The organism is Pseudodesulfovibrio halophilus DSM 5663, assembly GCF_059568665.1.
Genome location: NZ_JCANTV010000009.1, coordinates 287,154 through 313,557 on the forward strand (window position 1 = coordinate 287,154; position 26,404 = coordinate 313,557).

Consider the following 26,404-nt stretch of genomic DNA (forward strand, 5'->3'; position numbering starts at 1 on the left):
CCATGCAGTCGCCGGTTCAGGAATATGTAAGCGCCCTGCTCGACTCCGAGCGGCTTGGCCATCAGGTGGCGCACCATCGCGTGCTTCCCGGCGGCGATGCGCACTTCGAGAAGCCCCGCGAACCGTGGCCCCGCCCCATCCTCGACGCGCTTGCCCGCATGGGCATCGACGACCTGTACTCGCATCAGGTGCAGGCGCACGACCACATCCGGGCGGGCAGGAACGTGGTGGTGGCGACCCCCACGGCCAGCGGCAAGACCCTGACCTACACCCTGCCCATTCTGGAACAGGTGCTGCGCGACCCGGATTCGCGTTCCATCTTCCTGTTCCCGCTCAAGGCGCTGGCGCAGGACCAGCTCAAGAATTTCAATGAACTGGCCGCGTACATGCCCGAGCATCGACGGCCCACCGCCGCCACCTACGACGGCGACACCACCCCGCACTTCCGCAAGAAGATCCGCACCAGCCCGCCCAACGCCCTGCTGACCAACCCGGAGATGCTGCACCTCTCCGTGCTGCCGCATCACGACTCCTGGGCCGAGCTGCTGGGCAACCTGACCCACATCGTGGTGGACGAGGTCCACACCTACCGGGGCGTGCTCGGCTCGCACATGGCCATGGTCTTCCGGCGGCTCATCCGGCTGTGCCGCCACTACGGCTCCAACCCGACGTTCATTTTCTGCTCCGCCACCGTGGGCAACCCGGCCGAGCTGTGCACCATGCTCACCGGGCTGGACGTCAGGGAAATCCGCGAATCCGGCGCGCCCACCGGACAGCGGCACATGGTCTTTCTCAATCCCGAAGCGGGTCCGGCCCAGTCCGCCATTCAGTTGTTGCAGGCCGCGCTGGCCCGCGAGATGCGAACCATCGTCTACTGCCAGTCGCGCAAGCTCACGGAGTTGATCTCCCTGTGGTGCGCGGAACGCTCCGGCAAGTACCGTGACCGAATCTCCGCGTATCGCGCCGGATTCCTGCCCGAGGAACGGCGCGACATCGAACACCGTATGGCCGAGGGCGACCTGCTGGCAGTGATCTCCACCAGCGCGCTGGAGCTCGGCATCGACATCGGCGGGCTCGACCTGTGCATCCTTGTGGGCTACCCCGGCACGGTCATGGCCACCCAGCAGCGCGGCGGCCGCGTGGGGCGCGCCCGGCAGGATTCGGCCGTCTGCCTTGTGGCGCAGGAGGACGCGCTGGACCAGTATTTCATGCGTCACCCCGATGATTTTTTCTCCCGCCCACCGGAATCCGTCATGCTCAACCCGTTCAACCCGGCGGTGATGGACCGGCATCTGGTCTGCGCCGCCGCAGAACTCAGCCTGTACCGCAGCGACGAATTCCTCGCAGAGCCACAGGTACTGGAGCGCGTGGAGACCATGATCGAACAGGGCGCGCTCTTCGAGGCAGAACCGGACGCGCCCGGGCTCCCGGCCGGTATCGTTACCAGCCGCAAACGTCCGCACCGCGAGGTGGACCTGCGCAGCTCCGGCAAGACGCTACACATCGAGGACATCACGCGCGGCGCGGAAAAGGCGCCGGTCATCGGCACCACCGACAACCACCGCGCATGGCTGGAAACGCATCCGGGCGCGGTCTATCTGCATCGCGGCAACACCTACGTCATTCAGGAAGTGGACGACGCCCACGGCACGGTGCGCGCCCTCAAGCGCAAAGTGGGCTACTACACCCGCGTGCGCCGCGAGAAGTCCACCGAAATTCTGGAGGTGCTCGACCAGCGCGTCTGCTTCGGCACGAGAGTTTTTCTGGGCAAACTGCGCGTCACCGAACAGGTCACGGGCTACGAAAAGCGCAGCGTTCGCGGCAGCAAACTCATGGGCGTCATCCCGCTGGATGCGCCGCCGAGCGTGTTCACCACCGAAGGCATCTGGTTCGACATCCCCGAGGAAATCCGCCGCCGCTGCGAGGAAGACTACCGCCACTTCATGGGCGGCATCCACGCTTTCGAGCACGCGGCCATCGGCATCATGCCGCTTCTGGTCATGACCGACCGCAACGACCTTGGCGGCATCTCCACACCGTACCACGAGCAGGCCGGCGGCGCGGCGGTCTTCGTCTACGACGGCGTTCCCGGCGGCGCCGGGCTGACCCGACAGGCCTTCCACAAGGCCGACGAGCTGGTGGAGACCACGCTCAAAGCCGTGCGCGACTGCCCCTGCGATCTGGGCTGCCCCTCCTGCGTGCATTCGCCCAAGTGCGGCTCGGGTAACCGGCCCATCGACAAGAGCGCGGCAATCTTCACCCTTGAAGCCATCCGCAGCGGCGACCCGAACTCGGTGCAGCTGCGGGAGATTGAAGTCGGCGAGACGATTTCCGAAACGCCTGCGCCCACGCGCTACGGCGTGCTGGACATTGAGACCCGCTTTTCCGCGCAGGAAGTGGGTGGCTGGAACCGCGCCGACCGCATGGGCGTCTCCATCGCCTGCCTGTACGACCAGAAGCACGACAGGATTTTCGACTACGAGCAGCACCAGATGGGCGAACTGGTGGAGCATCTGCGCAAGTTCGATCTGGTCATCGGCTACAACCACATCAAGTTCGATTATGCCGTGCTGGGCGGGCTGCATCCGTTCCGCTTCCGGCAACTGCCTTCGCTGGACCTCTGCTCGGACATCAGGAACCGGCTGGGCTACGCCATCAAGCTCGACAACGCGGCGCAGGCCACTCTCGACGCCGCCAAGTCAGCGGACGGGCTGCAGGCCCTCAAATGGTGGCAGGAAGGCAGGCTCGACCTGATCACCGAGTACTGTCGGCAGGACGTGGCAGTGACGCGCGACCTGTACCTCTTCGGCCGTGAGCACGGGCACGTCTTCTTCACCAACAAGGCGGGCCAGAAGGTCAAGCTGCCGGTGCAGTGGTAGCGGCGCCGATTTGCCAAGATGCCCCGGCCCCTGTAAGGTTCCACCATGATTCAGGATCAGGAACACAAAACGCTGGCCATGCTCTTGCGCCACGCAACGTTCGAGGGAGCCCGCGCGCTGGAGATCGGCTGCGGCGGTGGTCGCGTCACCGCCATGTACGAGGCAACACCTGCCATCACGGTGGGCATCGAGCCCGAAGAGTCGGCGGCCAAGGTGGCCTCACGCACCCTGAGCCGGACACACGTCCTCTGCGCGTCCGGCATGGACGCGCCCTTTGCTGACGAGGCTTTCGACATCGTCCTTTTCACGCTTTCCCTGCACCACCACCCGGACGCGGACCGCGCGCTCGGCGAGGCCAGCAGAATGCTCCGTCCGGGAGGCCGGATTCTGGTGCTGGAACCCTGCGCCGAAAGCGAGGTGCAGCGGCTCTGCAACATCTTCGAGAACGAAAACCACCGGCTGGACCGCGCGCTGAAGACGCTCGCAGGCTGGAGGGACCGGTGCATCGCCACCGAACACTTTCAAACCGAATGGTGGTTCAAGGATTTCGAGGACGTGGCCGACTATGCCTTCGGCTACTACGGAGCGGACGACAACGAGGTCCAGCGAAGCGCCATGCGCGATTTTCTCGACACCAAGCACGCCGACGCCCCGCTGGGCATGACGGACACGCTTCGCCTGAACGTGCTCGCGCCCTGAATCACGACACTTTCCCGCAACCAAAAAGAAGGTTGCTCCACCGGGGGTGATACGATAAATCTGCACCCGGTCCCGCGCGCCCGGCCCTGGTCGGCGACGGCCGCCAATCATATCACAGAATGAGGAGCATCCTCTTGTCGCAATACGATCTCAAGAATATAGAAAACCTCGGAAACCGCCACCTGCTGAAGCGGTGCGCCTCCTATTTCTGGCCGTACCGCTGGCGGGTACTCATCGCCTTTCTCGCGGCCATCGTGGTTTCCGGAACCACCGGCGCCACCGCGTACCTCGTCAAGCCCGCCATGGACGACATCTTCGTCAAGGGAGACCGGGACGCGCTGATCCTCATACCGCTGGCCTACTTCTGCGTCATCACCATCAAGAACATCGCGCGCTTCACCCAGACGTACATCATGAACGTCACGGGCTTCAAAGTGCTGCACCAGCTCCGCAGCGAACTGTTCTCCAAGCTGATGATGCTCTCCATCCGCTTTTTCGAGGAAAGCCGGGTGGGCATGCTCATGTCCCGCGTGCTGGGCGACGTCAACGGCATCCGCCAGAGCGTCCCGGCCATGATCATGGTCGTCCGTGAGTTCTTCACCTGCATCGGCCTGATCGGCGTGGTCATCTATCAGGACTGGAAGATGGCCATCATCGCCCTGCTGGTGCTGCCCCTGCTCTGCTATCCGGTCATCCTCTTCGGCAAGCGCCTGCGCAAGCTCGGGCGCAAGCTGCAGGTTCAGGCCGCGGACATCAACTCCGTGGCCGAGGAGTGCCTGAGCAACATCCGGCTCATCAAGGCGTTCCACGCTGAAAAGGACGAAATCAAATCATTCTCAAAGGAAAGCAGCGGCATACTGAAGCTCTCAAAGAAACAGGTGCTGGCCAGCGAGCTGTCTTCACGCATCATGGAGATGGTGGGCGGCGTCGCGGTGAGCTTCGTACTCTGGTACGGCGGGTCGCGCGTTTTGAGCGGAGAATCAACGCCGGGTACGTTCTTCTCCTTCGTGGCCGCGCTCATCATGCTGTACGAGCCCATCAAGAAGATCAACGACGCCAACAAGACCATCCAGCGCTCCCTCGCCAGCGGCGAGCGCGTCTTCGGCCTGCTCGACTCCGAGAACATCCTGCCCGAGAGCGGCGGCGACACGCAGTTCGAGACGCCCCTGAAGAGCCTTGATATCGAAAACATCAGCTTCTCCTACCCCACCGGGTCGGAGCCCGCCATCAAGGACCTCACCCTGAATGTTCGCGGCGGCGAGCGCGTGGCCATCGTCGGCCCCAGCGGATCGGGCAAGACCACCCTCGTCAACCTGCTGCCCCGCTTCTACGACGCGGACGAGGGCACCATCCGCATCAACGGCGTGAACGTGGAGGAGTTCGACCTCGGCTCGCTCAGGCGCAACATCGGCATGGTCTCGCAGGACGCCATGCTCTTCAACACCACCATCCGCGCCAACATCGCCTACGGTCAGGACGACATCACCGACGAACAGGTGCAGGATGCGGCAAAGGCGGCCTACGCGCACGAATTCATCGAGGGGCTTCCGTCCGGATACGACACGGTCTGCGGCGTGCGGGGGGTCAAACTCTCCGGCGGACAGAAGCAGCGGCTGACCATTGCCCGCGCCCTTCTCAAGAACCCGGCGCTGCTCATCCTCGACGAGGCTACCAGCGCGCTGGACACGCAGGCGGAGCGCATCGTCCAGAAGGCACTGGACAACCTCATGGAGAGCCGTACGAGCATCGTCATCGCGCACCGGCTTTCCACCGTGCTGAACGCCGACAAGATCGTGGTCATGAGCAAGGGAGAAGTGGTGGCCACCGGGCGCCACGAAGAGCTTGTGGAGACCTGCTCCCTTTACCAGACCCTGCACCGGCTGCAGTTCCAGACGGAGTTTACCGAAGAGGAAGCCCGCGGCATGGAGCACGAAGGCTAGGAAAGGATGTCGTGAAAGGGCGCGGAGCTAGCGCCCGGGCGTCTTGACCACGGCTTTGGCCTGCCGCCGGGCCGCAAGCCCGTCCTGCAAATGAAAGCTCCGTTCGAGCGCCGGGAGCTGGCTCTGCAGGTACGCCGCCCGCGCCTGCGGATCGGCAGCCATCGCCGAAACGGCTTCTCGCAGCGCTTCGACAGTTTCCACCGCCTCTGCCGGAGTCTCGGTGAACGCAAACAGGCTGACATCCGCCACGCGCCCCGAGCGCAGGATTATCGTCGGCACTCCGAACGCCAGACTCTCCACTCCCGTGGAGGAGTAGGTTGCCAAAAACAGCTCCGCGGAGCGCATGCTGTCGTAAATAGTCCCGCTGCGCTCCATGCGGATGTTGCCCGCCTTCCGCGCACCGGCCTCCTTCATGATCGACCTTACGGCCTCGTCAGAGACTTTCGGATGCGGACGAACGAGGACTTCCACGCCCGGCGTGTCCGCCAGAGCCTCCGTAACGAAGCTGATGACGAACCGGGTGTCATGCAGCCCCGGGGCCACCAGCACCCGGCACGGCTCGTCGGCCTCGGCGCGGTCGCTCCCGGCACGCTCCGAAGCCGCTTCCCAAAGACTGTCGAACCGCGCAGCGCCGCAGACAGGCGTCCTGCCCTCGGACAGTCCCCGTCGACGCAGCTGCATGGCGTTCGCCGGTCCGTCTGCGCAAACGAGGTCGGGCAGCGGCACCGGGTGCTCCCCCGCCAGCTCTTCCGGGCAGCCGCCGAACTGCGTGATCGCGGCTCCGGGGCCGTGCTGAATGCCCGCAATGCCCGTTTCGGGACTGCCTCGCCGAATTCCACGAACCCACGCACGCCCCCAGCGGTATTCGAAGGTGTAGAGCACCACGCGCTTCGGACGCGTCTGCGCCGCCAGCCGTGCATACCCACCCTCCAGACACTGGTAGTAGGGCCACTGGGAAATCATCGACTCCTCCAGCATGGGCATCAGCAATGCGTGAAGGTTCGTCCCCTGCCAGTCGAAACAGGCCCGGGTCTCGGGCCGCCGCCGTATCTTCAGCAACGCCCGGACCATGGAAACGTCAAGATAGGTTCGCGCGCCATCCCACACGGGGATGCTGCCCTCTGTGACTTCCGGCTCGGGAATGGACTCCCCGTCGAGCCGCTCCAGATACTCGCGGTACGTCTTGGGAGCCACGCCGGCGTCGGTGTTGTCATGCAGGTTCAGCCACCATCCGCAACGGCAGCCGAGGCGCTGGAGTTCGTCGGCCAGGCGGCCGTAATACATGTCGGTGCGCACGGAGAACCGCTCGGTCCACATGCGGGGATACCCCGACACCAGAATCGTATCCGCCCGTGTGGCCGATCCCGCCTGAGCGCGAGCGAGACGGGCCGCGCCAAGTTGACGCCAGCCGCGCTTGAACCGCTTTCGCAGAAGTTTCGTAAGCGTCTTGGGTTTTGTTTCGCGCAGCGTCCTGCCGTCATATCGACCGGGGTCGATATCGGAACAGCGGAAGAGCGTGTCGAGAGCCCTGCTGCCGACCATCATGAGCCGCGTTGCTCCGGAGGACGCCATGGCCTGCCGCACGCCTGCATATCGGAAGAGATGCCACCACTCGTCCTCGCCCAGCACGTTTCGTTCGGACAGTTTGCCGTACCACCAGAGCTCGGCGAAGGCTCCGGCCTTCCGTTCGCCGCAATAGTCGCGCACGACGGCAGTCAGCTTTCGCCGCAGCGATTCGGTGAACGCCTCGATGCCTCGGAGTGTCGGTTGGAAGGAGCGGGTGAGCAGCTCCGCTGCCGGCAGCAGCCGGACCTGCGGGCAGGAGGCGCGGAAGGCCTTTGAGAGGGTCCGGCCCGGGTCATCGGCAAAGACTATCAGCTCCACGTCGGAATACCCGGCCGCGGCACGGCCCAGTGCGGCTGCGGAGTCGACGAGCCGTTCGTCGGGGCGGCTGCCTTCGATGACACACAGACAGGACGACACGGGCTATCCCTGAAACTCCGGAAGTACCGCCATCTGCCGAAGGTCTCGCACGCTGCGGATGTCCGGTCGCGCCTCGATCAGCGCCGATCCCTCTTCGGGGACGACGCCCAGAAAGGGCACCCCGCACGTCTCGGCGGCCCTGAGGTCGCTCATGGCGTCTCCGATGAACAGACATCGCGCTGGATCAGCGCCGGTCGCGTCAAGCACGGCATGCACATGGTCCGCCTTTTTCACCGGGGCGCCGAGTACGTCCTGAAAATACTGCGCCATGCCTCGACGTTCGACAATGCTCCGGATTTCCTCGTGCGGCGTCGCCGAGACAACGTAACAGGGTATCCGGTGGGCCCATGTCTCAAGAAAGTCTCCGGCGCCGGGGATCTCCGCGGAGGCCACGACCTCGTCAACCACGAGCGCGGAAAAGCGGTCACAGAGTTGACGCATCCCCTCTTCCCCGAGCTCCTTCCCCAGAAACGCCTCGTAGTAGTGCCGGAACTTGTCGAAGCGGCTCATGCCCCCATTGGCGAGGTGATGCGCCACGACCTTCTCTCGAACTGCCTCGCCGTGTTCCTCGAACAGCTTGCCGAAGGCCACGGTCTTCACCGTGACGGAGTCGGCCAGCACGCCGTCGAAATCGAAAAAGAGTATGTCGCAGGGGCGGTGACTATCCATCGCCGTTCTCTCCCGACATCTCCTGATGCACCTCTTCGACCACGTCCAGTATGCCCTGCCCGATGTCCACGAAGACCTCAGGGATGATCTTGTGTCCCTGCTTCGGCGTGTAGCGGTAGGGGGTCTGCTTGTAGTGGTGCTTGTTGACGTTGGTGTCGTCGATGGTGATCTCGAGCGTGCTGCCCATGACCTCGTTGATCGTCTCGAGCAGCTCCGTGGAGTACAGCACCTGCGTTCCGGTCAGCATGAGGCAGGCGTTGGCGAACGAATCCTCGAGCGCCCTGACGCTGAGCTTGGCGGCGTCGACCACGTGAATGTATTCGCGCCGCTCGCGGCCGGTGCCCTTGTACACCACGCTGCCGCTTTCCACCGCCTGCCGGATGATGCTCTTGAGGCCGTTCCACTCCTGAGCCCTCGGACCGTAGAGGGAGCCGTAGCGAAGAATCGTGTATTCAAGACCGTACTTCTCGTAGTAGGCCTCCACGAGCGCCTCGCATGCCTGCTTGGTCACGCGGTAGAAGGACCCCTGATCGGAATAAACGTACGCCGAAGAGCCGAACATGATCCTTTTCACCCCGGCGTCCACGCAGGCCTGAAGCACATTGGTCGTTCCGAGGACGTTGCACTGCACCGTGGTCACCGGATCGGAGGCCGCCTGACCGATATCCGCGATGCCTCCAAGATGGTAGACGCACGTAGCCCCTTCTACCACCTCGGCAATGCGGTCGGAGTCCAGCAGGTTCCCCGTCCACATGGTCTGCCCGTCTCGCAGCCACCGGGACTCCACGAGGTCGAAGACATGCACCTCGTACCCATTGTCCTGAAGCACGTCCGCGATATGACTGCCGAGAAAACCGCTTCCGCCGGTGACGACGGCCTTGCCCTTAGCGCCCATCGTCAGCCTCCTTGTCCAGCAGGGCCAGAAGATTCTCCACTGCCAGCTCTTCCATCTGCACGCGAGCTTCCAGCGCGTAGGAGCCGACATGCGGGGTGCAGACGACGTTATCAAACTCCAGCAGCCTGCCCTGATAGGGTTCCTTCTCGAAGACATCCAGACAGGCGTATCCCACATGCCCGTTCGCGAGGGCTTCCACGAGCGCCGCTTCGGCGATGAGTTCCCCTCGTGCGGTGTTGACGATGATAACACCCGGCCGGGTCATTGCCAGCTCGTCAGGCCCGATCAGGCACTTGGCGCAGCTGGCGTGAAGCGAAAGAATATCCGCGCCCCGAAGGAGCTCCTCCATGCTGGCCGAGGTGCCGACTTCCCCCTCCACGGCGCATGGGTCATGGAAAAGGACCCTGGCACCGAAAGCGTCCAACAGCTTCCCGAGCCGCTGGCCGATGGCCCCGTACCCGAGGATGCCCACTGTCTTGCCGGAAAGCAGCGCGCCCATGCGCTTTTTCCAGACGCCGGCGCGCATCTCCCGGTCCTGCCGGGAAATGTTGCGAAGCGCATCGAGCATCATGCCCAGCGACAGCTCCGCCACGCACTGGTCCAGCACGCCCTCGGTGCGCGCCACGGGAATGCCCAGCCGCTTCGCCGCGTCGTGATCCACGGCATCCCAGCCGACTCCCACGCGGGAGATGGCCTTCAGAGCCGGGGCTGCGGCCTCCATGCAGGCGGCCGTGACCGGCTCGGTGCCGGCCAGAAGGCCCGCCGGAGCGTGCTCCTGCAACAGCGCCAGAAGCTCCGCCTCGGTCAGTTTCCGGCCATGGGGATTCACAACGGGCTCGTACCCGGCGGCTTCAAGCCGCTGCAGCGCCTGCGGGGCACTCGTGCCGAACGAGGATGTCGTACAAAGTATCTTTTCACTCATAGTAGCCTGCACAATTTGTTTCTGAACCGATTCAGTCGTTGATCAGCTCACGGTAGACCGCCAGATAACGATCCACCACGTTGCTCCAATCGAAATGCGCCGCACGTTCAAGCCCCAGCTCACGGTACTCAGCAAGTTTGCGCCGGTCGCGCATGAGGTCTGCGACGGTCTCGATCATCATGTCAACATTGTCAGTCTCCACCACCGCTCCGTAGCGGCCCATTTCAATTACGTCCCTGCAGCCGAGGCAGTCCGTGGCGACAACGGGAGTTCCGCTGGCCATGGACTCAATCAGCACCCGGCCAAAGGTCTCGATACGCGACGGGAAAAAGAAAAGATCGGCCATCGCGTAAATCCTCACGAGCTCTTCCGGGGGAAGATGCCCGCTCTCCATGGCTTCGGCAAAATCGTCGGGCACGATCCCGGGCAGAGTCGTCACCATCCCGGAGACTCCCTGACGCTCAAGCTCCGGCTCAAGGGCGGAGCAGTCCTTGCCCACCACGAGCCACCGGAAGGCAAGGCCCATCTCCTTCAATCCGCGGGCCACGGCGGGGATGAGGTCGAACCCTTTCTTCGGATGGTTTCTCCCGACGGTAACCAGCAGAAACTCGTCCGTCCCGACACCGTAACGCTTCCTGTCGGCCGCGGTGTCACGGTTACGAGAACAGACATCGCAACTGATTCCGTTGGGAATCACCTCGATCCGCTCTCGCTCCACACCAAGCTCCTCCAGCTCTGGCGCGACCCCTTCGGTCAGGGAGACCACGCGGTCCATGTCCTTCAGCGCCGCCCTGACGGCGCGGTCGTAAAAGGGATCAAGCCGCAGCCCGTAGCCGATCTCCGGCACGACCTGCACATCGTCGCCATGCGTGCGAAGCACCATCGGCACCCGGCCGGAGAGACAGGAGACCATCGCCGCTTCAGGGTAGGCCCCCATGACCTGCCAGACATCGAAGGACTCCCTTCGCTGCTGCCACCCAAACCAGAGATTCAGCAGCGCCGGGAAGCGCTTGAAAAGGGACATGCAGTTCCACGGCATGGAACGGTACTCGAAAGCCGCCCGGTCGTAGAAGCGACCGTTTCGCCTCGCCTCCCGGTCCGTGACATAGAGGACCACGCGATGCCCCCGCCCTGCGAGGCGGCTCAGCAGGTTGTAGGTGAAGACCTCGTAGCCGCCGGCCTTGAGCAGGGACTCGCCGATTATGGCGGCTATCTTCAGACGCTTCATTCAATACCCTCACCACGGACGGGGAACAGGTGTCGCCGCATTCGGGCAATGCGGCGGCAAGACTCAGGCCCGTTCAAAAAAATGGTTGTAGACATTCCGAAAGCGCCCCTCGTCATATCGCTCAGCATGTCGCTTCTGTTTCAGGACAAAGCCGGCATGCATCTGCGCTACCGGATTGCGCTTACGCCCGCCTACCGGAAGCGAACTCGTCCTCGGTGCCGTCCTCATGAATCTTGGTATGGATCGACGCTCGACGAATTTCTTCATAAATACCTATTCAGCCCCGTAAGACCCGAAGAGCGCGTCAGCGCGCATCAGCTTCTCCGCATGAGCGAGGTCCTCGAGGGTGTCCACGCCGATCGTGTCGGCCTGACAGGGGACCATCTTGACCCGGTCACCGGTCTCCAGAACCCTGAGCATGTCCACCGACTCGATGCGTTCCAGCGGGGTCTCGGGGATGGCGTTGAACTCCAGAAGATAGTCACGGGTAAACGGGATGATGCAGACCTGCTTTTTCATCGGCACATCCGCGTGCCCCTTCTTCCTGGACGGGACCGGCTCGCGGGAAAAATACAGCGCGAAGTCGTCCTGCCCGACCACGACCTTCACTTCATTGGGGTCTTCAAACTCCCTGACCGAACCCATCTCGGCCATGAGATTGACCACCTTGATCGAAGAGTCCTCCAGCATGGGCCGCACCGCCGAGCTGATCATCTCCGGCGTCACCAGCGGCTCGTCACCCTGCACCATGACCAGCACGTCCACCTTGCGCCCGGTATCCTGCTCGATCTTGAGCATGGCCTCCGCGCAACGGTCGGAGCAGTGCTCGTGCGTGTCGCCGGTCATGACCGCCTTGCCGCCGATGCTCTCCACATAGTCGAATATTTCCTGATCGCAGGTGGCCACATAGGTTTCGCTGAGCATCTCGCTCATGCGGGTGCGATAGTAGACGTGGCCGACCATGGGAATTCCGCAAATCTCGGCGAGCGGCTTTCCCGGGAATCGCGACGACCCCATCCTCGCCGGAATGACAGCAACTATATTCTTGCTCATTTCTGCTCCTGATTCGTTCTTATGCAGTCCATGCCTTTGCGAGCCGCATCTCCGAGGAAGAAGAAGTCCAGACTGTAGGCGAGAAAGGTGAAGCCCGCGTCGATTCTCTTCTGTAGCGAGGCCGGGTCGGATTCGATGACATGATAGCCTGCGGGCTTGCCTGCGCGCCGGCAGGCGTCTTCCACGTCGGCGATGGCCTGCTTCATCTCGTCACAGTCAAAGTCGCCGGGGCGCCCCATGGACCCCGAGAGGTCATACGGCCCTATGATGACGCCGTCCACGCCGTCCACGGCAAGGATGGAGTCGATGTCCCGCACCGCGTCCACATGCTCGATCTGCACGATGACCACGGCCTCATCCTCGAGCCGGGCCCGATATTCGTCAAAGCCGGTCCCGTACTTCTGGGCCCGGGCCAGTCCGACGCCGCGCCTGCCCTGAGGCGGGTACTTCGCGGATGCGACGGCCCTGCGCGCGTCATCGGCGGAGTTCACCATCGGGACGATGACGCCGTCGGCCCCGGAATCCATGACGCGCTTGATGATCAGCTCGTCATTGCGGCCCACGCGCACCAGCGACTGCATGCCGCAACCCTGGGTCACGGTGATGAGCGTCTGCGCGGTCTCGAATCCGATGGGGCTGTGCTCCATATCTATGGTCAGCCACTCGAACCCTGCCTGCGAAAGTATTTCCACAACCGAGGGGTGCCCTATGGTCACCCAGGACCCGAGCGTCAATGTGCTGGTCGCCAGTTTCTGCTTGAGATTCATCATTCATCCTCTGAAAATGCGTGTTGGCAAATGCATAAAGCAGTCTCTACCATACGGACTTGGGGGGTCAAGCAGGAAACCGGGGTTAGCGCTTGCCAGCGCAGGTTTCCTTAGGCTACCGTCCCGCATCGGTCTGCATGGCGGACCGGCTTTTTTCACAGACCATACAGAAGGTCCTCGCGACACAGAATCAGGAAAACAGGATCACGTTTTCCTTATCCCGGAGAGAGATCATGAAAAACAATAAGAACGTTAACAAATTCATCTTCGGCAACAACACCGCCGCGGACACCGCGACGCTGGTTGACGAGGCCCGGGGCGTAGACGGCCGGGCCGTGTTCTACATTGATGAATACTTCTCGGACAAGAAGCTGCACGAGACTCTCGGGTACAGGGAAGGCGACATCCTGCGGTTCGTTCCCACCGAAGAGGAGCCCAAGACCACCGGAATCAACGCGCTTCGCGACGAGCTTGTGCAGCAGGGCGTGACAGAGCCCTGCGTCATCGTGGCCGCAGGCGGCGGCATCACCCTCGACACCGGCAAGGCCATAGCCAACCTGATGACCAACGACGGCAACGCCGAGGACTATCAGGGCTGGGACCTGGTCCCCAACCCCGGCATATACAAGATCGCGGTCCCGACGCTCTCCGGGACCGGCGCCGAGGCCAGCCGCACGTGCGTCATGACCAACGCCGAGACCGGGCTCAAGCTCGGCATGAACAGCGACCACACCATCTACGACCAGCTGGTGCTCGACCCCGAGCTGACCCGCACCGTGCCCCGAAACCAGTATTTCTACACCGGAATGGACACCTACCTGCATTGCGTGGAATCCCTGCGCGGAGGCTTCCGCAACGCCGTGGGCGACGCCTTCTCCCGCGAATCCATCAACCTGTGCAGGGAGGTCTTTGAAAGCGAGGACATGCAGAGCGAGGAAAGCCGCGAAAAGATGATGGTCGCCTCCTACCTCGGCGGCTGCGCCATCGCTCACAGCTTCGTGGGGCTGGTTCACCCGTTTTCCGCCGGACTCAGCGTGGTGCTGGGCATGCACCACGGCATCGCCAACTGCATCGCCATGAAGGCCCTGAGCGAGTTCTACCCGGAAGAGCACGCCGAGTTCCTGCGTCTGGCGGAAAAGCAGCGGATCGACATTCCCGAAGGTGTCTGCTCCGGGCTTGACGAAGCGACCTTCCAGGCGCTGCACGACTCCACCGTCATTCACGAGAAGCCCCTGTCCAACGCCCTCGGAGAAGGCTTCCGGGACATTCTGACGCCGGAAAAGGTCCGCTCCATTTTCGAGGCGATGTAGCCCCACGAAACCATTCGAGGAATCACCATGGAGTTCAAGATTCGATTCAGCGGCACCGGCCACCGGTACACGGACGAGGAGGTCGCCCTGGTGGCCGAGGTCATGCAGCAGGCCGAACCTCTCACGCAGGGAAAGTACCGAGGCGCCTTCGAAGCCCGCTTCGCCGAACACGTCGGCGTGGAGCACGCCTTTGCCGTCTGCAACGCCACCGCCGCCCTTGAGATGGCGGCCCAGCTCTGCCAGTTCCGTGCGGGGGACGAGGTCGTGGCTCCGACGCACACCTTCACCGCCTCGGTCTACCCCTTCCTCAAGAAAGGAGCCCGCCCCGTCTGGGCGGACATCGACCCCGCGACCCGCGTCGTGACGGCCGAGACACTGGCCGCAGCCGTCACTCCCGCCACAAAGGCCCTCATCGTGCCGCATCTATACGGGTACATGGTCGACATGGAGTCCGTCATGGAGCTCGCCCGTAAGCGCGGGCTCATCGTCATCGAGGACGTGGCGCAGGCCCTCGGCACCGAGATTAACGGCAAAAAGGCGGGGAGCTTCGGCGACTTCTCCATATTCTCGTTCCACTCCCACAAGAACATCACCACCCTCGGCGAGGGAGGCATGCTGGTGGTCAAAGACCCGCAAACGGCCGAGGTGGTCCCCATGCTCCGCCACAACGGGCACTGTGCGTTCGACTTCGAGCGCGAGGACTACTGGATCCCCGCCATGGGCAACGTCGACTTTCCCGAGTTGAACGGCGAAAGGCTCTGGCCGAACAACTTCTGCCTCGGCGAAGTGGAGTGCGCCCTCGGCGAAAAGCTCCTCGACCGCAGTGACGAAATCAACGCCGCGAAGCGGCGGCGCGCGCTCGACTTCATCGACGCCCTCGCCGCTCACCCGGAGCTTGAGTTCCACCGCGTTCCGTCCACCCGCCACAACTACCACCTGCTGGCGGCGCGCATGACCAACGGCCTGCGGGACGAATTCATGCGGAAAATGGCCTATGAGCACGGCGTGCAGTGCGTGGTGCAGTATCAGCTGCTCCACCGCTACGACTTCTACAGAAAGTTCGGCGCGGGCAAAGCCGACTGCCCCAACAGCGAACTGTTTTTCGACAACATGGTCTCGTTCCCGTTCCACCACTGGCTGAGCGACGACGACCTTCAGTACATGCTGGACAAGACGCGCGAGACACTGACGGCTATCTAGCCGTCACTAACGGTTTGCCCTAGAAAGAACGGGACCCCGGCGCTTACCGGTGGTCCCGTTTTATTTAGGGCAAACAGCCCGGAAAAGCATGGCGCCTGAAGAACACGGCGATCAGGGAGCGGCTGCGTCGTCAGGGCAGCGACCGGGGATCGCCTCACGCATGTTCAGCCTCAGGCCGCTTCGATTTCCTTTACGAGGTCATCGAGCAGAGCAAAGGGAGACCTGCCCGTCCCGTTCGAGATATGCTCGTCCAGAAAGGCGGTATGGTCCATGCTGCGATACCGTTCATATTCCGACCCCTCAGCGTGCATGTTCCTGAGCATTTCAAATATACGCTCCGGGGAGTCGAGCGTCAGAACCCCTTCGTATGAATCAAAGATGGTCTGGTTGGAGTGCAAGTAGGTCGGGTTGACTGCGATCTTCCCTTGCAGGAGCGCCTCGAACATGATGCTCGATCCGCAGATGATGCTTACGTCGCAGTGAGAGATGAGGGAGCAGGAGCTTTCATCCGCCAGCTTCACCGAAGGGTATACCTCGTCCTGCGCCAACGAGCCGGTTCCTCGGGTGTGTTGCTTGATGACGACGTTGACCCCGTCAATCGCGGCGATTTCATTGATCAGCCGGATCGTTTCGTCGCGGTGGGAGTTGTAATCCCAGTGAGGGGTCATGAAAAGGACATTGACGCAGTCCTTCTCGAAGTGGCTTGCGGCCCGCTTCCATTCCTCTGACTCGACTCTTTCCAGCAAAATCCGCGACCACTCTTTCGCAAACCGGCAGGAGCCGATGGTTCTGCTTATGGCCGGATCGATCCCCATGCGCACCATGTGCTCGACATGCCTGTCCGTACAGTTGCAGTAATAGTCAAACACGTTTCGATCCTGCCACGGCATGTTTTGCATGTTCTCCTTGAGCAGGTCATTGATGTCATCGTTGGTGAAGACGTTGTATCCGTGCGGAAGGACGAGGGTCTTGATCCCAAGCCGCTTCGCCAGCCAGAAGGCCTTTCCCCTCAGCACGCCGTATTCGGGTCTGGCCCACTCGCCTGCCACGCAGCCGATCCGATGCCTCAGCATGAAATAGAACAGAAACGGCAACGTATTGTACAGGGACTTGCGGCGCTTCGCCCATCTGGAGTCCGGGCGCGAGGTGGCGTCATAAACCCTCGCATTGGGGTAAGACTTCAGGAACGCGACCCTGTCTTCGGAAGGCTTGACGTCCCCCACACAAAAAAGGTGCACAAAGGCACCTTTCTCAAGCAGATACCAGATGACGGGCGACAAATGATCGGTGTGTTGAACGTCTTCAGAAAGAAAAGATAGCTCTTCATACAATAACTCTCGGATTGTCCGACCTCAAAAGCCGGTAAGCCGTCTGAACGACTCATGGCGGGCTTGCCTTCTCAGACGGCTCTGCTTCCGGCGAGTGCCGAACCGCCCTCAGTCAACAGATTCCACCGCACTGGGTAAAGAGCGCGTGAAATGCCTGCTCTCGCCGGATATCTTGTCCTTTCAAGGCAAGTCAGGTAATCGTTACTCACTCATTTGCCGTCAACATCGCAAGCTGTTGCCCGGTTTTCGGACTGGCTCAAAACAAGGCTCCACGATCGCGACCCGTTCACGGGTTCCGCAGTCCCTGCAGGCGACTGCCGAGGAGTCTCCGTCGAGACATCTTTCAACGTCCGCATCTCGGAGCCACCTCACGTTGCGACGTTTTTTGAATGGCTTCTTCCAAATGGCAACCGAGCACGTTGCTTTTGCCAGCCAAAAGAACACCAAAAGAACCGGCCTGTCAAAAAACTTTCTCGCGATACCACCATATATGAAAAAACAAATTCCCAACCAATTCAGCGTAGTAATCCCGGCAATCAAAAAGAACGTCGCGTTTCCCGATGATCTGATCAAGAAAATGTGCGGCGTGACCCTGATCCAGCGCGCCATTCACACCGCCAAGGGACTCGCGCCGCTCAACGACATCCACGTCGCAACCGATTCGGAAGAAATATCGCTCATTTGCGAAAGGGAAAACGTACGCCACCATTACGACCCGGACCTGACCCTCGAGGGCGACAGCATGTTGCACAGCCTGAAGCGGTTCCTGCTCGGGCTAAAGCGTGACTATCGGGACATCATACTGTTTTCCCCGTACCTTCCGCTCATGACGAGCGCTGAGCTGCGTTCCATGTACGAGGAGTTCCTGCATTCGACGTCGGACTGTCTCGTTGCCGTGCGCGAGGTTGACGCCCCCATTTTCTCCGAGCGGGCCGGAGCCGCGGAGCTGCTCACGCGTCATCGCCTCCAGCCCGTCCAGCTCCTTGTGGACAAGCTGGCGGTTTTCCACTCCTCCATCGTGTCTGGACAGGACGCGCGCGTCGATGTGGGGACCTACCCCATAAGCGACGCCATCATAGAGATCCGCAACTACCGGGACTGGTGGGTGTGCGAGAAGCTCATGAAGCGCAAGCGGCTCGTCTTCCGCGTCATCGGCTACTCCGAAGTCGGCATGGGACACATCTACAGGGCGCTGGCCCTCGCGCACGAAATCTCGGATCACGAGATCCTCTTTGTCTGCGACGAGCGCAGCAGCCTCGCGGTGGACCGGATCGCGGGCAGCGACTATCCGGTGCAGGCTTTCCCTCCCGACAAGACGCTGGAGGGCATCCTCGACCTTCGTCCGGACATGGTCGTCAACGACATCCTCGACACCGACGCGGACTACATGCGCACCCTCGCCGATCACGGCATCCTTACCGTGAACTTCGAGGACCTCGGCGACGGCGCGCCGCTGGCGGACATGACCCTGAACGACCTGTACGAGACCCCGAAGATGGACGGCAGGCACATCCGGTGGGGAAACCGCTGGTTCTTCCTGAGAGACGAATTCGACGGAGCCGCGGTGCACGTCTTCCCGGAAACGGTTCAAAGCGTGCTCGTCACCTTCGGCGGTACGGACCAGCACGACCTGACCCGACAGACGCTGCAGGCCATCGCCCCCTATTGCCGCGAGAACGGCATCCGCATCAACGTGGTCACCGGGCCCGGCTACGCCCACAAGGAAGAGACCGCCAGGATGCTCGACCGGCCGGAGATGGACCATGTCACGTTCACCTTCGCCACCGGCGTCATGTCCAGAATTATGGAGGACAGCGACGTTGCCGTGTGCTCCAACGGGCGCACCACCTACGAGCTGTGCCACATGAACCTGCCCGCAGTGGTCGTATCCCAGCACGCGCGCGAAAACACGCACACGTTCGCCTGCCCCGATAACGGCTTCATCAATCTCGGGGTGGTCGACGAAGACACGCCGGCAAAGACGCTCACCGCCGTCCAAACGCTCGTGGAGAACCGTCAGGAACGAAAACGGCTGCACGAACGGATGACCGAACACGATTTTTCGGGAAACAAGGCCAAAGTCGTCTCGCTGATGCACGAATTGCTTGAAGCCTGACCCCGGCTTGACTAGTCTCGTCCCACCCGATCACAATCGAACCCTCAAGGAGTATTGCGCATGCGCCTCAAAGATATCTTTTCGGAACCCCGTTCCCGGCAGACCAGCCTCCGGACGCCTCTCGTCATCGCGGAGGCCGGCGTCAACCACGAGGGCGACATGGATCTGGCCAAGCGGCTCATTGACGAAGCCTGCGAGGGCGGGGCCCACGCCATCAAATTCCAGACGTACAAGGCGGGCACGATAGCCTCGAAGAAGTCACCGGCCTACTGGGACCTCAATCAGGAACCAACCACCAGCCAGTACGAACTCTTCAAGAAATACGACAAGTTCTGGAAAGGCGAGTACGAGGAGCTCAAGAAACACTGCGACGCCGCCGGGATAGAATTCCTGAGCACCCCCTTCGACACGCAGTCTGCGGAGTTCCTCAACGACCTCATGGATGTCTTCAAGATTTCCTCGTCGGACATCTCCAACAAGCCGTTCATCCGGTTTCTGTGCGGATTCGACAAACCCATCATCCTTTCCACGGGAGCCGCGCACCTGTGGGAAATACACGAGGCCGTCTCCTGGATCGACGAGTTCGGCACGGATCTGGCCCTGCTTCACTGCGTACTCAACTACCCGACCATGAACGAAAACGCACAGCTCGGCGGCATTGCGGCGCTGGCGCAGGCATTCCCCGACAGGGTCATAGGCTATTCCGACCACACCCTCCCCGGAGACATGAAGATCATGGAGATCGCCACGCTCCTCGGCGCCCGGATCATCGAAAAGCATTTTACCTTCGACAAGACCCTTCCCGGGAACGACCACTACCACGCCATGGACAAGGAAGACCTCAAGCGCTTCTTCGAGCAGCTTGCGATCATCCGTTCGGCCGTTGGCGAGTTCGCGATCTCTGCTCAGGAGTCCGAAGCTCCGGCCAGGACGAACGCGAGGCGCAGTCTCGTGAGCGCGCGCGCCATCCCAGCGGGCAAGGTCATCCAGCCCGAGGACCTCACGTGGAAGCGCCCCGCCTCCGGCGTCAGCCCCAGATTCTTCGACGACGTGGTGGGCATGAGCGCGAGCTGCGACATCGAAGAGGACGACCAGATCACATGGGGCAAGCTGAAGGACTAGGCGAGCGATGGCACGCATTCTCCTTTGCGCTTCCGACCCGGGAGGCGCGAGAAATCTTGCGGCGGTGCTCAGGGCGACCCCTGTCCGCTGCAAGGGTACGCTCCTGATACCGAGAAGCCTTTTCCATCTGGCCCCGGGGCTGGAGCCGACTGACTCGGACGGGCTTGAGGCTGACGAGGCGCTGGAGCTGTTGCGCGGCTCGGACGCCTTCATCGCCGGCACCTGCCGTTCTCCCGCCGGGCTTGAGCGTCGCCTGACGCTCGAGGCGCGACGAATGAACGTACCGAGCGTCGCGGTCGTGGACGAATGGTACAATTACCGGCTGCGGTTCGAGGATGAGGCGGGGAGGCTCGCCTTTCTGCCGGACACGGTCGCCCTCGCTGACGACACCGCTGTCGGGGAGGCTGTTGCCGAGGGCCTGCCAGAGAGCCTTTGCCGCGCCACCGGGAGCCCCGCGCTGGCCGCGCTCATGGATCAGGCCGAGCGGCTGCGCCGGACGCCGCCCGCCGTCCCCGGGTTTCTGGCGCCGCAGACGCCCGTGGTCACGTTTCTTTCCGAAACCCACGCCGAGGACTTCGGCGACGCTGCGGGAGCCTGCGGCCCGCTCGGACCGTTTCTCGGATACACGGAGGAATCCGTTCTCGAAGCGCTGCTGCGGGTCGCCGGAAAACTGGGCAGCCCCCTGCAGATTGTTGAGAAAAGACACCCGGCGGCGTATGACAGGCCGCAGGGCAGCCGCGAGGTTCCCCCCGGGGTCCGGCTGACGACCGTGGACAAGACCGACCTGTGGCCCCTGCTCCTGCACAGCGACGCCGTGGTCAGCATGCGCTCCATGGGTCTTCTGGAAGCCCGGATGCTCGGGCGGCCCGCCGCGTCCTTTCAGCCCGGAAGAGTCGGCGCCCAGTGTTGCACTGCCGTCCGCCTCGGGCTAATACCCGAGCTGTCGGACGCCGGGCATCTGGAGCAGTGGCTTGCCCGCACGCTGAAGAATCGCGGCAGAGCCGCCGCGGACCTCTCACGCCCGGACTTTGCTCGCAAGGACGCGGCGGAACAGGTACTCCAAGCAGTATTGAGCAACAAGGTACGAAAATGAAGATAGCAGCTACAATTCAGGCCAGAACCGGCTCTTCCCGGCTTCCGGGCAAGGTCCTCCGTCACATCTGCGGCAAGCCCATGCTCGCCCTGCAGGTCGAACGCATCGCCCAGTCCATGCTCATCGACGAGATCATCATCTGCACCACGGTGGAAGAGCAGGACGACCCCATCGCCGAGCTCGCCCAGCAGCTCGGAGTCAGCTGCCACCGGGGCAGCGAGGACGACGTTCTCGGACGCATCACCGGTGCCCTGCGGAATTTCGCGGTGGACGTCAACGTGGAGTTCATGGGCGACAGCCCTCTCGTCGACCCCATGCTGGTGGACTCAGTCATCGGCTTCTATCTCAAGAATGCCGACAGGTACGACTACGTGAGCAACGCCCTCAAGACGACCTACCCTCCGGGCGCGGAGGTGTACGTCTACCCCTCACGCTCCCTTCTCGACGCGGAAAGGCATGTCGAGGACGAGTCCCTCAGGGAGCACGTCGGCATCCACATCTACCAGAATCCCGACCGGTACCGGCTCCACTGCATCGAGGCCAGCCCATGGTATCATTATCCCGAGCTGTATCTCGAAGTGGACACCGCTGCCGATTTCGAGGTAATGACCGCGATTTTCGAACATTTCTACCCGCACAACCCCGGCTTCACCCTCTCTCAGGTCATCGAGTTCATGCTCGCCAACCCCGAGCTCGCCAGCCGCAATCAGGCGGAGGAGCGGCGTTGGAAAGCCTTCAGGAAGGACTCGTAATGCCTCGTGACGAACGTTGGACTGCCGCCATTTCCGGGTGCGGCATCATTGCGGGAGGCAAGGACTCCCCGAGCGCCGACGGCCCGGCGCGAACCCACGCGCAGGCCCTGCATCGTCACGGCGGCTTCCGCCTGACGGCCGTCTCCGACCCCGACGTCCAGCGCAGGGAGCGCTTTCGGGAAACGTGGGGGGCCGACCACGCCTACGGCGACACCGGGGAAATGCTTCAGGCCCACCGGCCCGACCTGCTGGTCATCGCCAGCCCCAACGAGCAGCACTTCCCGCAGCTTTCCGCCGCGCTTCAGTCGGCCTCGCCGCCACGCGCCATCCTCGTGGAGAAGCCGGTCTGCCTGCGCCGCCCCGAGTTGGAGACACTCCTCCGGCTGCAGGGCGAAGCTCACTCGCTGGTGCTCGTCAATCACACCAGACGCTTCGACGCGGCACACCGACGCGCCGCGGAGCTCATCGGCGACGGCCGGTTCGGTCCGCTCGTGCGGGGCAGTGCGGTATGCTACGGCGGCTGGCTTCACAACGGCGTTCACCTTGTGGACACGCTTAATCTTCTGCTCGGAGAGCCGCCCGAAGTCGTTGGGGCCGCAGCCCTGCCTCACGGCAAACCCGGCGATCCGGACCTTCAAGTGGAGCTTCGCTACGGTGCCGCTCCCGTCCTGCTGGACGCTTTCGACGAGTCCTTTTACCAGCTCTTTGAAATGGAGCTTCTTTTCGAAGCCGGCCGCGTCCGCATTCATGACTTCGGCAGCGAAATCCATCTGGAAGGCGTCGAGGTGAACGCCATCGGCGAGAGGGAGCTGAAGCCTCTGCCGGGCTCCCCCATGCGCGGGCTCGTCTCACCGCTTCCGCAGGCCGTGAACACCATCGGCGACCACCTGCGCGGTTCCGATGTAACCACCGACAGCGATCTTCGGCACGCGGCCGACACCATGCGGACACTCTGGGACGCTCATGAACTTGCAACGAACGACAAGGACCTCAGCCATGCTCAAGAATAAGGATCTGGCCATCAACGGCGGCACCCCGGTGCGCACCGCCCCCTGGAAAGACAACTTCACCATGGGCGAAGAAGAAAAGAAGGCTGCGGCTGAAGTTCTGGACGGCGGCTATCTCTCCCTGTTCGAGGGCTCCCACACGCCAGACCCCCCGTTCAGTTTCTGGGGAGGCCCCTATGTGCAGAAGCTGGAGCGCGAGTGGGCCGCGGCCGTGGGAAGCGGACACGCCCTGAGCGTGAACAGCGCCACCTCGGGTCTGTACGCCGCCATCGGCGCCCTCGGGATCGGGTTCGGCGATGAAGTGATCGTCTCGCCGTACACCATGAGCGCCTGCGCCGTCAGCCCGATGATCTACGGAGCCGTTCCGGTTTTCGCCGACGTCTGCCCGGACTCGGGCAGTCTCGACCCGCGCTCCATCGAGGCCCGCATAACCGAACGCACCAAGGCCATACAGGTCGTGCACCAGTTCGGGATACCCGCCAAGATGAACGAGATCATGGATATCGCGAAGCGCCACGACCTCAAGGTCATCGAAGACTGCGCGCAGGCGCACGGAGCCACCTATCAGGGCAGGCACGTCGGTACCATCGGCGACATCGGCGTCTTCAGCCTCAACGTGAACAAGACCATCCAGACAGGAGAGGGCGGGCTCTGCGTCACCGACGACCCCGACCTGCACTACAGGCTGGCCCTGATCCGCAACCACGGCGAAGCCGTCGTCGGTCCTGCCGGTTACGAGAACATCACGAACATGGTCGGCTTCAATTACCGCATGTGCGAGCTCGAGGCGGCCATCGGTTCGGAACAGCTCAAGAAGCTGGAAAGGATCAACAAGACGCGCGTGGACTACGTCAAATACCTGAACGACGAGCTTTCACGGCACGACTGCATCGAGCCTCTGGCGGAAAGCCCCACCGGCAGCGTGGAGGACGGCACCCGGGCGACTTACTACGTGTATCCCTGCCGGTTCCTGCCGGAAAAGGCCGGAGTGCGGCGCGAAGAATTTGTCGAGGCGATCAACGCCGAAGGGCTGCTGTTCTTTCAGGGGTACGTCAAGCCTCTCTATACCCAGCCGCTTTATCAGCAGAAAAACGCCTTCAAGAACGGGTACCCCTTCAGCGCCCCGGAAAACGCCGGAAGCACCCCGGACTACTCCGAGGGAGCGTGCCCGGCGGCCGAGCGATTGCACTACAAGGAAATGTTGATTAATGAACATGTACGGTTGCCGCAAACGTGGGACGACATTCGCGACATCGTCAACGTCTTCAACAAAGTGCTTGGATAAGCCGCGCCATCATGTTTTTACAAGACGACTTCATCTCTCTGAGGCCTCTGGAGCCTTCCGACGCAGACGGGCCATACCGGACCTGGATCAATGATCAGAGCGCGGACGAGTTCACCGAGCACGCCATCTTTCCGCACTCGCTTCAGGATCTCAGGGACTTTGCCTCAGGCAGCGTCTCCTCCTCGAAGATGGTTCTTGCCATAGAGGACCGCGCGTCATCGCGCCATGTCGGCAACATTGAAGTCGGCTCCATAGACTGGGTGCACCGCACCGCCACCTATGCGATCATGATCGCGCCGGAGGCTCAGGGCAAGGGCATCGGCTTTGCCGCCTCCCGCCTGCTGCTGGCCCACTGCTTCCGCAAGCTCAACCTCCACCGCATTGAGCTCGGGGTCAACGCCGCGAACACGGCGGCGGTCAAGCTCTACGAAAAGCTCGGCTTCCGGCGGGAGGGACTGAAGCGCGAAGCCTTCGAACGCGACGGGACGCGCTTCGACGTGATCACCATGGGGCTTCTGCGCCACGAGTTCGAGCTAGCGCGCTAACCGCCTGCACAATGACGACATTTCTTCTCACAGGTCCGGATTACAATCCGGCTATGCTTGACCGGTACGGGATCGACGACAGCGTCATTCCTCTGGACATCTTCTCGCTGGCCCACCATCAGGAAGCCTTCGACTTCAACACGGCGGAATATCTCGCCCTCAACCGTGAGATAAATCTTCGGCTGGAACAGGTCGCCGAGGCCCTTACCCAAACGGCTTTCGCCAGGACGGACAGCTCCCTTTTCAAGCTGCTCCTGCGCCCGCTCCTGCAGGTCATCTCGATTCCGTACATCATGCGCCGCTCTCTGGAATTCGCCATGGAACGACACGGCGGCGAGCGCATCCTGATGGACGAAAGCCTCGGCACAAACGCCCTGCTGCTGAACGAGTGCAGACAGCTCGGGCTGGAAACAATCTTCGCAGAGACCGGCTCGGGGAAGAGACTCAGGGCCATGGATCGCCCCGCACCGGTCCTGAAGCGGCTGCGCTGGCGATTCCGGGAAGCCTACTATCGCATTGCCAACACGCTGGCTCCGGTCCGCCGGTTTTATTCGGGCTCGCCCTGGTACCTGTCGAACAGCGCCCGCAAGAAGCATCACATGCTGCGCATTGCCGTTCGCAGAGACGCGCAGTACCACCCCGACGAGCGGGACACGCAGGCCGAGGCGGAGACCCTCGACATCTGTTCCGGACTGTTTCCCGAAAGCACCAACCAGCTCGCCGACGAAATCCGAAAGCTGACTGACGAACATGCATACCTTCTCGCCGGCTCAACAAATGTGACCGTCAGAGAGAATGACTACGTTTACATCAACAATACCACCAAGACCTTCAACCGCGCCCTTGCCGTGCGCTTCGGTTCCAATCCGAACTTCTTCGCCTCCACCCATGGGGGCGCCTTCGGGTTCACCGCGCCCATCGACTACCTCACCGGCGAGGTGTTGCTCGCGAGCAATCTGATCACGGACTCGCGCAAGGGGCTGGAGTACATCCGACCGGAGTGCCCTGTCTCGTGCGCCCCGAACTGCCATCCGCTGCCGGGCCGCAGCACCGACACCTTTCGCGTGATGCCGCGCACCGGCAGCGGCACGGTCTGCTTCGTCCCGACCTCCTTCCCCGGCATGCGCTCTTTCGGACCGAACAACAGCGTTCTGGATCCCTTCTACCTCAAGGCCCAGCTCGAGATGATCGAAGCCATGCAGCGCGCCGGCCTCGAAGTGGTCTACAAGGTCCACCCGAAGCAGTGGGATCTGGATACGTTCATCAAACTCTGGGGAGAGCGGCTCACGATCGAACGGTGCGGCCTTGACGAGGCGTGCAGGAAGTACGACACGTTCGTGTTCGACTACCCGGCCTCCGCCTTCAACAGCGTCGCGCTGGCAAACAAGAACATAATTTTTATCGAACTCGGCGCGAGGAAGTTCACGGCCAAGGGGCTTGAGGCCTGCATGGACAGAGCGCATTTCATCCGCTTCGAGGACATTCACACGACTGACTGGTCGCGCCATGCCCGCGACTTCACCAAGGCGGAAAACAGCGAACGCTTCTACAGGGACTTCTACGACGACGCGAACAGTTCCGGCCTGCCCGGGATCAAGAGCTGACCCCCAA

21 protein-coding genes are annotated in these 26,404 nt (G+C 62.4%); 13 read left to right on the forward strand and 8 right to left on the reverse strand.

What is annotated here, in order from left to right; all coding sequences use genetic code 11:
* Positions 1-2: 2 nt before the first annotated feature.
* The 3 genes from BR24_RS06170 (at position 3) to BR24_RS06180 (ending at position 5,518) form a co-directional block, all read left to right on the forward strand.
* Entirely contained in the window at positions 3-2,879 is a 2,877-nt protein-coding gene (locus tag BR24_RS06170; protein WP_496540616.1) for a DEAD/DEAH box helicase, read from the forward strand.
* Positions 2,880-2,924: 45 nt separating this feature from the next.
* On the forward strand, positions 2,925-3,578 hold the full coding sequence (locus tag BR24_RS06175) for a class I SAM-dependent methyltransferase (RefSeq protein ID WP_496540617.1): 654 nt from the start codon (positions 2,925-2,927) through the stop codon (positions 3,576-3,578).
* A gap of 119 nt (positions 3,579-3,697) precedes the next feature.
* Positions 3,698-5,518 (forward strand): ABC transporter ATP-binding protein, encoded by a 1,821-nt coding sequence (locus tag BR24_RS06180; RefSeq protein WP_496540618.1) that lies wholly within the window; start codon positions 3,698-3,700, stop codon positions 5,516-5,518.
* A gap of 27 nt (positions 5,519-5,545) precedes the next feature.
* Here the strand turns inward: BR24_RS06180 and BR24_RS06185 are convergent, their stop codons facing one another.
* The 7 genes from BR24_RS06185 to BR24_RS06215 all read right to left on the reverse strand — a co-directional run bounded on the left by BR24_RS06185 (position 5,546) and on the right by BR24_RS06215 (position 13,038).
* A complete protein-coding gene (locus tag BR24_RS06185) occupies positions 5,546-7,501 on the reverse strand; it encodes a CDP-glycerol glycerophosphotransferase family protein (RefSeq protein WP_496540619.1) in 1,956 nt (651 codons plus the stop codon).
* Positions 7,502-7,504: 3 nt separating this feature from the next.
* Entirely contained in the window at positions 7,505-8,170 is a 666-nt protein-coding gene (locus tag BR24_RS06190) for an HAD family hydrolase (RefSeq protein ID WP_496540620.1), read from the reverse strand.
* Positions 8,163-9,065: an NAD-dependent epimerase/dehydratase family protein gene (locus BR24_RS06195; protein WP_496540621.1), complete on the reverse strand. Its 903-nt coding sequence runs from the start codon at positions 9,063-9,065 to the stop codon at positions 8,163-8,165. Before BR24_RS06195 ends, BR24_RS06190 begins: the two co-directional genes overlap by 8 nt.
* The gene (locus tag BR24_RS06200) at positions 9,055-9,987 is read right to left on the reverse strand and encodes an NAD(P)-dependent oxidoreductase (RefSeq protein ID WP_496540622.1); all 933 of its coding nucleotides are present in this window, start codon (positions 9,985-9,987) and stop codon (positions 9,055-9,057) included. Before BR24_RS06200 ends, BR24_RS06195 begins: the two co-directional genes overlap by 11 nt.
* Positions 9,988-10,018: 31 nt before the next feature.
* Entirely contained in the window at positions 10,019-11,215 is a 1,197-nt protein-coding gene (locus BR24_RS06205) for a glycosyltransferase family 4 protein (protein ID WP_496540623.1), read from the reverse strand.
* Positions 11,216-11,488: 273 nt separating this feature from the next.
* Positions 11,489-12,268 carry a 3-deoxy-manno-octulosonate cytidylyltransferase gene (locus tag BR24_RS06210; RefSeq protein ID WP_496540624.1) on the reverse strand — a complete coding sequence of 260 codons (780 nt, stop codon included), beginning with the start codon at positions 12,266-12,268 and terminating at the stop codon, positions 11,489-11,491.
* Entirely contained in the window at positions 12,265-13,038 is a 774-nt protein-coding gene (locus BR24_RS06215; RefSeq protein WP_496540625.1) for an HpcH/HpaI aldolase family protein, read from the reverse strand. The genes BR24_RS06210 and BR24_RS06215 overlap by 4 nt, the downstream gene beginning before the upstream one ends.
* 230 nt (positions 13,039-13,268) lie before the next feature.
* Between BR24_RS06215 and BR24_RS06220 the strand changes: the two genes are divergently transcribed.
* Positions 13,269-14,345 (forward strand): iron-containing alcohol dehydrogenase family protein, encoded by a 1,077-nt coding sequence (locus BR24_RS06220; protein ID WP_496540626.1) that lies wholly within the window; start codon positions 13,269-13,271, stop codon positions 14,343-14,345.
* A 27-nt stretch (positions 14,346-14,372) separates the two neighbouring features.
* Entirely contained in the window at positions 14,373-15,545 is a 1,173-nt protein-coding gene (locus BR24_RS06225; protein ID WP_496540627.1) for a DegT/DnrJ/EryC1/StrS family aminotransferase, read from the forward strand.
* Between the two features lie 170 nt (positions 15,546-15,715).
* Here BR24_RS06225 and BR24_RS06230 read toward each other — a convergent pair whose 3' ends face one another.
* Positions 15,716-16,768, reverse strand: a complete 1,053-nt coding sequence (locus BR24_RS06230; protein WP_496540628.1) for a hypothetical protein — start codon at positions 16,766-16,768, stop codon at positions 15,716-15,718.
* Between the two features lie 595 nt (positions 16,769-17,363).
* Between BR24_RS06230 and BR24_RS06235 the strand changes: the two genes are divergently transcribed.
* From BR24_RS06235 to BR24_RS06270, 8 genes are read left to right on the forward strand one after another with little or no spacing between them, the layout of a single operon-like run.
* Positions 17,364-18,989 (forward strand): glycosyltransferase, encoded by a 1,626-nt coding sequence (locus BR24_RS06235; protein WP_496540629.1) that lies wholly within the window; start codon positions 17,364-17,366, stop codon positions 18,987-18,989.
* A gap of 60 nt (positions 18,990-19,049) precedes the next feature.
* Entirely contained in the window at positions 19,050-20,111 is a 1,062-nt protein-coding gene (locus BR24_RS06240; protein WP_496540630.1) for an N-acetylneuraminate synthase family protein, read from the forward strand.
* A 7-nt stretch (positions 20,112-20,118) separates the two neighbouring features.
* Positions 20,119-21,204 (forward strand): hypothetical protein, encoded by a 1,086-nt coding sequence (locus BR24_RS06245; protein WP_496540631.1) that lies wholly within the window; start codon positions 20,119-20,121, stop codon positions 21,202-21,204.
* On the forward strand, positions 21,201-21,956 hold the full coding sequence (locus BR24_RS06250; RefSeq protein ID WP_496540632.1) for a cytidylyltransferase domain-containing protein: 756 nt from the start codon (positions 21,201-21,203) through the stop codon (positions 21,954-21,956). The genes BR24_RS06245 and BR24_RS06250 overlap by 4 nt, the downstream gene beginning before the upstream one ends.
* Positions 21,956-22,966, forward strand: a complete 1,011-nt coding sequence (locus tag BR24_RS06255) for a Gfo/Idh/MocA family protein (RefSeq protein WP_496540633.1) — start codon at positions 21,956-21,958, stop codon at positions 22,964-22,966. Before BR24_RS06250 ends, BR24_RS06255 begins: the two co-directional genes overlap by 1 nt.
* Positions 22,953-24,248, forward strand: a complete 1,296-nt coding sequence (locus BR24_RS06260; RefSeq protein ID WP_496540634.1) for a DegT/DnrJ/EryC1/StrS family aminotransferase — start codon at positions 22,953-22,955, stop codon at positions 24,246-24,248. The genes BR24_RS06255 and BR24_RS06260 overlap by 14 nt, the downstream gene beginning before the upstream one ends.
* A gap of 11 nt (positions 24,249-24,259) precedes the next feature.
* Positions 24,260-24,793 (forward strand): GNAT family N-acetyltransferase, encoded by a 534-nt coding sequence (locus BR24_RS06265; protein ID WP_496540635.1) that lies wholly within the window; start codon positions 24,260-24,262, stop codon positions 24,791-24,793.
* A 53-nt stretch (positions 24,794-24,846) separates the two neighbouring features.
* Positions 24,847-26,397: a hypothetical protein gene (locus tag BR24_RS06270; protein WP_496540636.1), complete on the forward strand. Its 1,551-nt coding sequence runs from the start codon at positions 24,847-24,849 to the stop codon at positions 26,395-26,397.
* Positions 26,398-26,404: the final 7 nt, after the last annotated feature.